Raw genomic sequence first — 11,853 nt, 5'->3', positions numbered from 1 at the left:
ATGGTAAAAAAACAGGATCAAAAGATCGCAGCCTGCGGCAGCTCCTACAGGGGGATCGGTTCGCAAAAAGCGTTCATAGAGTGTTGTTCACTATTGTTCATTGTCAATCGCCCGACTGTTCAAATGTGTTCAGCAATGAACGCCCGTTCGCCACGCTTTCAACGATTCTCACGCCAAATCAATCACTTGCCATTTCTGGCACGAAACTCGCTCCTGTGCACAGGTCGCTTGACTCCAATAATAAAAAGGCCGAGCCATGTCACTCACCCTGGAGCACGTCAGCCGCACCGTCGAGGGCCAGACCTGGATCGACGATGCCTGCCTGAAATTCGAAGCCGGTTCGTTCAACGTTTTGCTCGGTCGCACCCTGTCCGGCAAAACCAGCCTCATGCGCTTGATGGCTGGTCTGGACAAGCCCGATAGCGGGCGCATTCTGATGAACGGCGTCGACGTCACCCAACGCCCGGTGCGCCTGCGCAACGTGTCGATGGTCTATCAGCAGTTCATCAACTACCCAACCATGACCGTGTTCGAGAACATTGCCTCGCCGCTGCGCCAGGCCGGTGTGTCCAAAGAGATCATCCACAGCAAAGTGCAGGAAACCGCGCGAATGCTGCGCATCGAAAAATTCTTGCAACGCTTTCCGCTGGAACTCTCCGGCGGCCAGCAGCAGCGCACCGCCATGGCCCGCGCACTGGTCAAAGACGCCGAGCTGATTCTGTTCGATGAGCCGCTGGTCAACCTCGATTACAAACTGCGTGAAGAACTGCGTCAGGAAATGCGCGAGCTGTTCAAGGCGCGCCACACCATTGCGATTTACGCCACCACCGAGCCCAACGAAGCGCTGGCCCTCGGCGGCACCACGACCATTCTTCACGAAGGCCGGGTGATTCAGAGCGGCCCGTCCACGTCGGTGTATCACCAGCCACAAACCGTGCTCGCTGCCGAATTGTTCTCCGAGCCACCGATCAACCTGATGCCGGGGCGCATCGCTGGCAACGAAGTCAGCTTCGCCAATTTTGTGCACTTCCCGTTGAACGTCGATTTGCGTCCGGTGGGCGAGGGCGAGTTCCGTTTTGGCGTGCGCCCCAGCCACATCTCGCTGGTGCCGAGCAACGATGACGACCTCGAACTGGCGGTCACCGTCGAGGTCGCCGAGATCAGCGGTTCGGAAACCTTCCTGCACGTGCGCAACGAGCATTTCCTGCTGGTGCTGCACCTGCCCGGCGTTCACGAATATGACGTCGATGCGCCGATCCGCATTTACATCCCCACCCACAAACTGTTCGTTTTCGATGCGCAGGGCCGTCTGGTGCAAGCACCGGGCCGGCGTGTCGCGAGGGTTGCCTGATGGCCGAAATCCGTTTGCAGCACCTCGCCCACAGCTACAGCAAAACCCCGAGCGGCGCCGAGGATTACGCGATCCGCGAGATGGATCACGTCTGGGAGCAGGGCGGCGCTTACGCCTTGCTTGGCCCATCGGGTTGCGGCAAGTCGACCTTGCTCAACATCATTTCCGGCCTGCTCAGCCCCTCGCAGGGCCACGTGTTGTTCGACGGCAAAGCGGTCAACGACCTGACGCCGGAGAAGCGCAACATCGCTCAGGTTTTCCAGTTTCCGGTGGTTTACGACACCATGACCGTGTTCGATAACCTTGCCTTTCCCCTGCGCAATCAAGGCATGGCCGAGGCGAAAGTGCACAGCAAGGTGCAGGAAATTGCCGAAGTGCTCGACCTGCAAAACCTCCTGAGCAAGAAGGCACGCAACCTTACCGCCGACGAAAAACAGAAAGTCTCGATGGGCCGTGGCCTGGTGCGTGACGACGTTTCCGCGATCCTCTTCGACGAGCCGCTGACGGTGATCGACCCGCACCTGAAGTGGAAACTGCGGCGCAAGCTCAAGCAGATCCACGAGCAGTTCAACATCACCATGGTCTACGTCACCCACGATCAACTGGAGGCTTCGACCTTCGCCGACAAGATCGCGGTGATGTACGGCGGCCAAATTGTGCAGTTCGGTACGCCACGGGAATTGTTCGAACGGCCGAGCCACACCTTTGTCGGCTATTTCATCGGCAGCCCGGGAATGAACCTGATCGAAGTGCAGCCGCAACCCGGTGGCGTCGGTTTCGCCTCGACGCACTTGCCGTTGTCCGACGCCATGCAGCGACATATCGAGCACGGCCAGTGGAAAAATCTGAAGGTCGGTATCCGTCCTGAATTCATTCACGTGTGGGACGAACCGTTTGATGACGCGATGCAGGCAAAAGTCGTACACGTCGAAGACCTCGGCACCTACAAGATCATGACCCTCGACCTCGACGGCGCACCGTTGAAAGTGCGTCTGGCCGAGGACAAACCGGTGCCGCAGGGCACCGCGTACATCAGTTTTCCGGCGCAGTGGCTGATGGTTTATGCCGATGAGTTTCTGCTAGAAGCCGACAGCAGCGAGGTGCAGCCATGAACAAGGTGCAGAACAACAAGGCCTGGTGGCTGGTGTTGCCGGTGTTCCTGCTGGTGGCGTTCAGTGCGGTGATCCCGATGATGACCGTGGTCAACTATTCGGTGCAGGACATCTTCGACCAGTCCAGCCGCTACTTCGTCGGCGCTGACTGGTACAAGCAAGTGCTGCTCGATCCGCGTCTGCACGACTCGTTGCTGCGTCAGTTCATCTATTCGGCGTGCGTGTTGTTGATTGAAATTCCGCTGGGCATCGCCGTCGCGCTGACCATGCCGACCAAGGGCCGCTGGTCGTCGGTGGTGCTGATCATTCTGGCGATTCCGTTGCTGATCCCGTGGAACGTGGTCGGCACCATCTGGCAGATTTTCGGCCGCGCCGACATTGGTTTGTTGGGTTCAAGCCTCAACGCGATGGGCATCAGCTACAACTACGCGGCCAACACAATGGACGCCTGGGTGACGGTGCTGGTGATGGATGTCTGGCACTGGACTTCATTGGTAGCGTTGCTGTGCTTCTCCGGATTGCGCGCGATTCCCGACGTGTATTACCAAGCCGCACGCATCGACCGCGCTTCGGCCTGGGCGGTGTTCAGGCACATTCAGTTGCCCAAGTTGAAGAGCGTGCTGCTGATCGCAGTGATGCTGCGTTTCATGGACAGTTTCATGATCTACACCGAGCCGTTCGTGCTCACCGGCGGCGGGCCGGGTAATGCCACGACCTTCTTGAGTCAGACGTTGACCCAAATGGCCGTAGGGCAATTCGACCTCGGTCCGGCAGCGGCGTTTTCGCTGGTGTACTTCCTGATCATCCTGTTGGTGTCCTGGCTGTTCTATACCGCCATGACGCACTCCGACGCCAACCGCTGAGGCCCGGCCATGAGCAAAAGAAAGCTTATTCCGTTGCTGGTGTACATCCTGTTCCTGCTGGTGCCGATCTACTGGCTGCTGAACATGTCCTTCAAGAGCAACACCGAAATCCTCGGCGGCCTGACGCTTTTCCCACAGGACTTTACGCTGGCGAACTACAAGGTGATCTTCACCGATCCGAGTTGGTACAACGGCTATCTCAACTCGCTGTATTACGTGAGCCTGAACACGGTGATTTCGCTGAGCGTGGCGCTGCCGGCGGCCTATGCGTTTTCGCGCTATCGCTTTCTTGGTGACAAGCATCTGTTCTTCTGGCTACTGACCAACCGCATGGCGCCACCGGCGGTGTTTTTGCTGCCGTTCTTCCAGTTGTATTCGTCGATTGGGCTGTTCGACACGCACATCGCTGTGGCCTTGGCGCACTGTCTGTTCAACGTGCCGCTGGCGGTGTGGATTCTCGAAGGTTTCATGTCCGGCGTGCCCAAGGAAATCGACGAAACCGCCTACATCGACGGCTACAGTTTCCCCAAGTTCTTCGTGAAGATTTTCATTCCGCTGATCGGCTCCGGTATCGGCGTCACGGCGTTTTTCTGCTTCATGTTTTCCTGGGTCGAGTTGCTGCTGGCGCGCACGTTGACCTCGGTAAACGCCAAGCCGATAGCGGCGGTGATGACGCGTACGGTTTCAGCATCGGGTATCGATTGGGGCGTGCTGGCGGCGGCGGGGGTGTTGACCATTCTGCCGGGCATGCTGGTGATCTGGTTTGTTCGCAACCACGTGGCCAAGGGCTTTGCCCTCGGTCGGGTCTGAGGAACTGATGATGGAATGGATGAGTTGGACCACACCCACCGCAGCATTTTTCATCGTCATCGGTCTGCTGCTGGTCGGCATGACCACGTGGGAATTGCGTTCGCCGAGCATCTTGCGGCGAGGTTTTCTACCGATTGCCACCACCCGTGGCGATCGTTTGTTTATCGGTCTTCTCGGCAGCGCCTACCTGCATTTGCTGGTGATCGGCGCCACCGACTGGAGCATCTGGGTGGCGTCCGCGTTGTCCCTGGTGTGGCTGTTGGCTGTGATGCGTTGGGGCTAGTCGAGTCAATCGGCAACCGTGCTCCGAAATCCTAAACAGGAGGTCTCTATGTTCGACAAAAACAATAAGCTGCGACATAGCATTTCATTGGCAGCCATGCTGGCACTCAGCGGTTTGAGCGCCGCCGCGTGGGCCGATGCCTACGAAGACGCGGCGAAAAAATGGATCGGCAGTGAATTCAAACCGTCGACCCTGACGGCTGAACAGCAGCTCGAAGAATTGAAGTGGTTCATCAAGGCTGCCGAGCCGTTTCGCGGCATGGAAATCAAGGTCGTTTCCGAGACCCTGACCACCCACGAATACGAGTCGAAAGTTCTCGCCAAGGCTTTCACCGAAATCACCGGGATCAAGCTCACCCACGACCTGCTGCAAGAAGGCGACGTGGTCGAGAAAATGCAGACGGTGATGCAGTCCGACAAGAATATCTATGACGGCTGGGTCAACGACTCGGACCTGATCGGTACGCACTTTCGCTACGGCAAGACCGAATCGATCACTGACCTGATGGCCAACGAAGGCAAGAACTTCACTTCGCCGACCCTCGACATCAAGGACTTCATCGGCATCTCGTTCACCACCGCTCCCGACGGCAAGATCTATCAACTGCCTGACCAGCAATTCGCCAACCTTTACTGGTTCCGCGCTGACTGGTTTGAGCGCGCCGATCTGAAAGCCAAATTCAAGGAAAAGTACGGCTATGAACTGGGCGTGCCGGTGAACTGGTCGGCCTATGAAGACATCGCCAAATTCTTCAGCGAAGACGTCAAGGAAATCGACGGCAAGCGCGTTTACGGGCACATGGATTACGGCAAGAAAGACCCGTCGCTGGGCTGGCGCTTCACCGATGCCTGGTTCTCCATGGCCGGTGGCGGCGACAAAGGTTTGCCCAACGGTTTGCCGGTGGACGAGTGGGGGATTCGCGTCGAGGACTGCCATCCGGTCGGTTCCAGCGTGACCCGTGGCGGCGACACCAACGGCCCGGCGGCGGTGTTCGCCACGCAAAAATATGTCGATTGGCTGAAGGCTTACGCGCCACCGGAAGCGGCGGGCATGACCTTCTCCGAGTCGGGGCCAGTGCCGTCGCAGGGCAATATCGCCCAGCAGATTTTCTGGTACACCGCGTTTACCGCTGATATGACCAAACCGGGTCTGCCGGTGGTCAACGCCGACGGCACGCCGAAGTGGCGGATGGCGCCATCGCCGCGCGGGCCGTATTGGGAGGAGGGCATGAAGCTCGGGTATCAGGACGTGGGTTCGTGGACGTTCATGAAGTCGACGCCTGAGAAGCAGAAACTGGCGGCGTGGTTGTATGCGCAGTTTGTGACGTCGAAAACCGTGTCGCTGAAGAAAACCATTGTCGGGCTGACGCCGATTCGTGAGTCGGACATCAACTCGCAGGCGATGACTGATCTGGCGCCGAAGCTCGGTGGTCTGGTTGAGTTTTATCGCAGCCCGGCGCGGGTGCAGTGGACGCCGACCGGGACTAACGTGCCGGACTATCCGCGTCTGGCGCAGTTGTGGTGGAGTCATATTGCTGAGGCGGCGAGTGGTGAGAAGACGCCGCAGCAGGCGCTGGATGGGTTGGCCAAGGATCAGGATGCGATCATGACGCGTCTGGAGCGTTCGAAGGCGCAGGCGGTGTGTGCGCCGAAGATGAATCCGGAGCGGGATGCGCAATATTGGTTTGATCAGCCGGGGGCGCCGAAGCCTAAGTTGGCGAATGAGAAGCCTAAGGGGGAGACGGTGAGTTATAACGAGCTGCTGAAATCTTGGGCGGATGCGCGGAAGTAAACATTGAAGCTGGAAAACGGCACTGGTAGGTGCCGTTTTTTTTTGGCTGGTGGTGTACATATCCGTTGCTGCGGGGGTGGCTGGTTAGGGTTCCGCCCTTACGGCGGGTCACTTTTGCAGACGCCCAAAAGTAACCAAAACGCTTTGCCCTGACGTCCGGCCCTCGCTAAGGCTCGGGTTCCTTCGCTCCGGGTTCATCCGGGGGCATCGCCTACGGTTTGCTTCGCTGCACCTCCTCTCGATGCTTTCCCCGTATGAACCCCTCCACTCAGCCTCCCGACGGGCTCTAAGATCAAAAGCAGGCGAGCTGACACTCGGCCTAATTGGGTTCAACGCGATTCCATGTAGGAGCTGCCGAAGGCTGCGATCTGTTGATCTTGCTTTTGTAGGAGCAGAGCTTGCTCGCGAAAGCGGCCTCACATTCAACATCGAAATCAACTGACCCACCGCATTCGCGAGCAAGCCCGCTCCCACAGTTTTTTTGCAGTGTTCACAAAATTTAGGTACGCCACAAACCACTGTGGGAGCGGGCTTGCTCGCGAATCCGGTCTACCATCCAACATCAAAATTGACTGACCCACCGCTTTCGCCAGCAGGCTGGCTCCCACATTTTTCTGCGGTGACCACAGACTCCGCGCACGCCGCAGGTCACTGTGGGAGCTTGCCTGCAAGCGAATGCGGTCTGCCATTCAACATCGAAATCAACTGACCCACCGCTATCGCTTGCAGGCCATCTGCCCTGAGGCTTCTGGGGTATCAGGTCAAACCAAAACAGCCAGGTCGGTGTACCGAGCAACCAAAGGATCAGCCGTGAGCAACTTCATCGGTTCGGTCATTGCTGTGGCCACGATAATGCGGTCAAACGGATCCCGGTGATGGTGCTCAAGATCCTTCACGGCGATGGCGTGTTCTGCAGTCACCGGCAGTTCGATGAAGCCGCTATCAAGGCAAGATTGGCGGACTTCTTCCAGATCAACATTCAGCTTGCCGAGCCCGACCTTGATCGCCATTTCCCAAAAGGTGGCGGCGCTGATGTAGACATCGGCAGCGTTCTCAATCAGTTTTCTGGCTTTGCCGGACAGTCTCGCGTCATCACTGAGCGTCCAGAGCAAAATGTGCGTGTCGAGCAGAAGCCTCATGCTTGAGTGCTCTCAAATGCATCAAGCATGTCATCGGGCAATGGTGAGTCGAAATCGTCGGGCAACACCAGTTTGCCTTTCATTGCGCCAATTCGCTGTGCGCTGGGTTTTCCTACGGGAACGAGGCGAGCCATCGCTCGGCCATGCTTGGCAATCGTAATGACTTTGCCAGCAGCGGCATCATCGACGAGTTTGGATAAATTGTTTTTTGCTTCAGCCAGCGGAACGATGATCATCGGCTCACCCCTGTATTCTGGACAAATATAGCCAGAATATTTCAGCACTGCCAATTCATAGACTTCTTCAGCCCATTCGCAAACGATATCCCTGTTCATTTTTTGCCTCTCGTCGATATTCCATCTGCCAAGGCCACCACCATAGAACTACCTACTCAAATCTGGCTGTAGGACAAAACGGAGGTTGCGGCGAGAGCTTTCGGTGTTTGCGTAGGGACGGGAGCAAACCGGTAAAAAGTCGTACGAAAATATCGACCGACACGACCTCCGAAAATCTATGTAGGCGCTGCCGCAGGCTGCGATCTTTTGATCTTGATCTAAAAAACAAGAGCAAAAGATCGCAGCCTGCGGCAGCTCCTACAGGGATGATTCGGTGGTGGGGAAGCCCAGGCGGAACACCGTCATCACCCCCGGCAAGCTCTTAACCTCAGCCACCCCCTGATGCAGGCTCATGATCGAGCGCACGATCGCCAACCCCAACCCGGTGCTGCCCTGCGATCTCGAGCGGCTGCTATCGACTCGGTAGAAGCGGTCAAACAGATACGGTAGATGCTGCGCCTCGATCCCGGCGCCGGGATTGCTCACTAGCAACGACGTCTGCGTCGCACCTTGTTCTATCAACAACGTGACGGTTTTCCCGTTCGGGCAGTGCCGCAAAGCATTCGACAACAAATTCGAAATCGCCCGTTGAATCATCAGCCGATCACCCAGCACCGTCGCGCTCCCGACCACGTTCAAATGAATGCTCTTGTCCTGCGCCGACAGCGAAAACATCTCCGCCACCTTCGTCACTTCAACCTCCAGCGCCACCGATTCAAACGGCGCCAGCGCTGACGGATGACTCACTTGCGCCAGAAACAACATGTCGGAAACAATCCGCGCCACGCGCTCCAGTTCTTCGGTGCACGACACCAGCACATCCTTGTATTCCTCAACGCTGCGTTCGCGTGAGAGCGTCACTTGCGCCTTGCCCATCAGGTTATTGATCGGCGTGCGCAATTCATGCGCCAGGTCGTCGGAGAACTGCGACAATTGCTGCACCCCGGCGTCCAGTCGATGCAGCATGAAGTTGATGCCTTGCGCCAATTCACTGAGCTCCTGCGGCATGTTCACCACCGACAGGCGATGATCGAGATCCTGGGTCGAGACCATCGCCGCGACTTTGCGAAACTCGCGCATCGGCGCCAGTCCGCGCTGCACCGCGCCCCACGCGGTCAGGCCGATGAACACCAGCAACAACGGCAAGGCAATCAGCGTCGAGCGCAAGTAGGCGCTGAGTAACGCCTCGTCGTGGGCGTTATCCACCGACAACAGCACTGGCACGCTGTTGCCGTCCTTGAGGCGAATCAGTTTCGAGGCGGTGAGGAATTTCTTCCCTTCCGCGTCGGTGCTGTCGCTGTAGGTCAACTGATCGGTGGTCGCGCGAACCGCCTTCAATTCAACCCGTGGCTCGGCCAGTCCCGAGCCGGATTTGAGCAGCGGCGAGCGTTGATTGAGGCGGTCGTAAATGGTCAGCGTGAGGTTGTCATGGCCCATCACCTGATCGAGCAAAATATGTGGTTTACCGCTGATTTCATTGGCGTCGACGTACAACGACAGGCTGTGCTCGACCTGTTGTATCTTCTTTTCCAGACTGTCTCTGGAAAGCGCATTCAGCTCATGGGTCAGGGCGAAATAGGCGAGGATCGCCAGAAACACCACCAGCAGCGCGCCGAGAATGCTCACCGTCAAACCGAGGCGCATCGACAGGCTGGCCGGTTTCATTCGCGCGCCTCCAGCACGTAGCCGACACCGCGCAGGGTGTGGATGAGTTTGCTGTCGAACGGGTCGTCGATTTTTGCGCGCAAGCGGCGGATCGACACTTCGACCACATTGGTGTCGCAGTCGAAATTCATGTCCCACACCAATGAGATGATTTGCGTGCGCGTCAGCACTTCGCCGGACTGGCGCATCAGCAGGTGCAGCAGGGCGAATTCCTTGGTGGTCAGGTCGATGCGTTGCTCGCCACGGAATGCGCGATGGCGGCCCGGGTCGAGTTCCAGATCGGCGACTTTCAGCACCTGCGGCAGCGGAATGTTTTCGCTGCGACGCATCAAGGTGCGTACCCGCGCGAGCAGTTCGGGAAATTCGAACGGCTTGACCAGATAGTCGTCGGCGCCCAGATCGAGGCCACGAATCTTGTCGGCCAGACGTCCCCGCGCGGTGAGCATCATCACCCGCGTGGCGTGGGTTTTGCGCAGTTGTTCCAGCACGCCCCAGCCGTCCAGTTCGGGCAGGTTCACATCGAGAATAATCAGGTCATAGGCCTGTTGTTGCGCCAGGTGCAAACCATCGGCGCCGGTGGCGGCGTGATCCACCACATATCCACTTTCGGTCAATCCCTGATGTAAGTATTCGGCAGCTTTAAGCTCGTCCTCGACGACAAGGATTCGCATGATCTTTCACCACTTATATTTAATGGGTATTTAATTACAAAGGGCCCTCACCCTAGCCCTCTCCCGGAGGGAGAGGGGACTGAATGGGGGATATTTCAGAACTACGCCGACGTGAACCAAATTTACTGAATCCATAATCGACTTGATGTAACAGGTCGATAAATAACGCCAGACACTTCGGTCAGCTCCCTCTCCCCCCGGGAGAGGGCTGGGGTGAGGGGAAGTCCGCACAATAAAGGTTGTAGTGGCTACAGGGTCAACGACCAAGCGCTTTAAACCAGGGTTCTGCGACAGTCGGTCGCAGCGGGAACCCCAAAACTTCCATAACTTTGATTCAGGCAAGTGCTGTTCAGCAGATATCTAACCCGCATTTGTTTCTATGTATTACGACAACAGCGTTCGCACTTCGCATCCTAGAACAAAACAACTAGTTCAAACCGTGGATAACGGATTTGTAATGTTCCAGTCACCTTGTCGATAAGTTCAAAACCCTACCGTGGCGGCATCAAAGATTCTTGAATAAAGGAAGTCTGCCATTGCCCGGTTTAATTGAACTGACGGCGCGATCACGCCTGCAAAAAACACTCGGCGGCCTGCTGTTACTGGCCAGTGCCAGCCTGGCGAATGCCTCGACGCTGACGCTGGATCAAGCCCTGCAAAGCGCCTTCGCTGGTAACCCCGATCTGGCCGCCGCGCAGTGGGAAATCGGCATTGCCGAAGGTGATCGTGTGCAGGCTGGTTTGATCCCCAATCCCGAAGTTTCCTGGGAGGCCGAAGACACTCGCCGCGATTCGCGCACCACGACGATCATGTTCAGCCAACCGATTGAACTGGGCGGAAAACGCGGTGCGCGAATCGACGTCGCCGGCCGCGCGCAGGACGCCGCCGGTATCGAGCTGGAGCGCAAGCGCAATGCCTTGCGCGCCGATGTGATTCAAGCGTTCAACAGCGCGCAAACCGCGCAGCAACGCCTGGATCTGTCTCGACAATCGCTGCAGCTCGCCGAGAAGGGTTTGCGCGTGGCTAATGGGCGTATCGAGGCCGGTAAATCGTCGCCCGTTGAAGGCACGCGGGCGCAAGTGCAGCTCTCGGAAGTACGCCTTGAAGTGAGCCGCGCCGAGCGCGATCAGGCCAACGCGTATCAACAATTGGCGCAGGTGATGGGCGTGCCTTTGCCGGCATCGACCAAGGTGCAGGCACCGGCGAAGAGCCTGATGGCTGTTCCACCGCCGACAAGATTACTCGAGCGTCTGAATGAGACCGCTGAACTGCGTCTGGCCAAGTTGCAAATCGATCAGCGCGAAGCCTCGTTGGGATTGGAGAAGTCCCAACGCATCCCCGATCTGACCGTGAGCGTCGGCAGCCAATACAGCGAAACCGAACGCGAACGGGTCAACGTGGTCGGGCTGTCGATGCCGATTCCGTTGTTCAACCGCAATCAAGGCAACGTGCTCGCCGCCGCGCGTCGCACCGATCAGGCACGGGATCTGCGCAACGCCACCGAGCTGCGTTTGCGCACCGAAATCCAGACCAGTCTTGAGCAATGGCAGACCGCCAACGGCGAAGTCACAGCGTTCAACCAGACCATCCTGCCCGCCGCGCAACGTGCGGTCGACAGCGCCACGCGCGGCTTTGAAATGGGCAAGTTCGGCTTCCTCGATGTGCTAGATGCGCAGCGCACCTTGATCGCCGCGCGCAGCCAATACATCCAGGCCGTCAGCGAAGCCACCGACGCCCGCGTACGCATCGAACGGATCTTCGGCGAGCTCGCCGTCAGCCCTTGAATTTCATCTTTTTGAGCACTGCGCGATGGCACGGCGCAGAGGAGTTTCC

At 57.8% G+C, this 11,853-nt stretch carries 11 protein-coding genes; 7 read left to right on the top strand and 4 right to left on the bottom strand.

Translation table 11 applies throughout. The annotated features are described in order from the left end of the window. Positions 1 to 256 precede the first annotated feature (256 nt). Genes AD669_RS16570 through AD669_RS16545 form a run of 6 tightly spaced genes read left to right on the top strand, consistent with a single transcriptional unit; the run spans position 257 to position 6,210 of the window. The gene (locus tag AD669_RS16570) at positions 257 to 1,351 is read left to right on the top strand and encodes an ABC transporter ATP-binding protein (protein WP_053121668.1); all 1,095 of its coding nucleotides are present in this window, start codon (positions 257 to 259) and stop codon (positions 1,349 to 1,351) included. After that, positions 1,351 to 2,463 (top strand): ABC transporter ATP-binding protein, encoded by a 1,113-nt coding sequence (locus AD669_RS16565; protein ID WP_053121666.1) that lies wholly within the window; start codon positions 1,351 to 1,353, stop codon positions 2,461 to 2,463. Before AD669_RS16570 ends, AD669_RS16565 begins: the two co-directional genes overlap by 1 nt. After that, a complete protein-coding gene (locus AD669_RS16560) occupies positions 2,460 to 3,326 on the top strand; it encodes a carbohydrate ABC transporter permease (protein WP_007912484.1) in 867 nt (288 codons plus the stop codon). The genes AD669_RS16565 and AD669_RS16560 overlap by 4 nt, the downstream gene beginning before the upstream one ends. Before the next feature lie 9 nt (positions 3,327 to 3,335). Continuing rightward, entirely contained in the window at positions 3,336 to 4,136 is an 801-nt protein-coding gene (locus AD669_RS16555) for a carbohydrate ABC transporter permease (RefSeq protein WP_008083745.1), read from the top strand. A 10-nt stretch (positions 4,137 to 4,146) separates the two neighbouring features. Then, the gene (locus AD669_RS16550) at positions 4,147 to 4,419 is read left to right on the top strand and encodes a DUF2160 domain-containing protein (RefSeq protein WP_053121664.1); all 273 of its coding nucleotides are present in this window, start codon (positions 4,147 to 4,149) and stop codon (positions 4,417 to 4,419) included. 48 nt (positions 4,420 to 4,467) lie between these two features. Next, on the top strand, positions 4,468 to 6,210 hold the full coding sequence (locus AD669_RS16545) for an ABC transporter substrate-binding protein (RefSeq protein ID WP_053121662.1): 1,743 nt from the start codon (positions 4,468 to 4,470) through the stop codon (positions 6,208 to 6,210). A gap of 761 nt (positions 6,211 to 6,971) precedes the next feature. On the opposite strand, the gene AD669_RS16540 is transcribed toward AD669_RS16545, so the two are convergent. From AD669_RS16540 to AD669_RS16525, 4 genes are all read right to left on the bottom strand, one after another. Further along, positions 6,972 to 7,349 carry a type II toxin-antitoxin system VapC family toxin gene (locus tag AD669_RS16540; protein WP_053121660.1) on the bottom strand — a complete coding sequence of 126 codons (378 nt, stop codon included), beginning with the start codon at positions 7,347 to 7,349 and terminating at the stop codon, positions 6,972 to 6,974. Continuing rightward, positions 7,346 to 7,684 carry a type II toxin-antitoxin system Phd/YefM family antitoxin gene (locus AD669_RS16535; protein WP_256218869.1) on the bottom strand — a complete coding sequence of 113 codons (339 nt, stop codon included), beginning with the start codon at positions 7,682 to 7,684 and terminating at the stop codon, positions 7,346 to 7,348. Before AD669_RS16535 ends, AD669_RS16540 begins: the two co-directional genes overlap by 4 nt. 258 nt (positions 7,685 to 7,942) lie before the next feature. Continuing rightward, complete coding sequence (locus tag AD669_RS16530) at positions 7,943 to 9,349, bottom strand: heavy metal sensor histidine kinase (protein WP_053121657.1); 1,407 nt, start codon at positions 9,347 to 9,349, stop codon at positions 7,943 to 7,945. Continuing rightward, positions 9,346 to 10,020 (bottom strand): heavy metal response regulator transcription factor, encoded by a 675-nt coding sequence (locus AD669_RS16525; protein WP_053121655.1) that lies wholly within the window; start codon positions 10,018 to 10,020, stop codon positions 9,346 to 9,348. The genes AD669_RS16530 and AD669_RS16525 overlap by 4 nt, the downstream gene beginning before the upstream one ends. Before the next feature lie 536 nt (positions 10,021 to 10,556). On the opposite strand from AD669_RS16525, the gene AD669_RS16520 reads away from it, so the two are divergent. Next, entirely contained in the window at positions 10,557 to 11,804 is a 1,248-nt protein-coding gene (locus tag AD669_RS16520; RefSeq protein WP_053121653.1) for a TolC family protein, read from the top strand. Positions 11,805 to 11,853: the final 49 nt, after the last annotated feature.

This window comes from Pseudomonas sp. P1.31, from assembly GCF_001269815.1.
GTDB classification, from domain to species: Bacteria; Pseudomonadota; Gammaproteobacteria; order Pseudomonadales; family Pseudomonadaceae; genus Aquipseudomonas; species Aquipseudomonas rustica.
The sequence above is the reverse complement of the archived record's forward strand: the minus strand, read 5'-3'. Positions and strand labels throughout refer to the sequence as shown.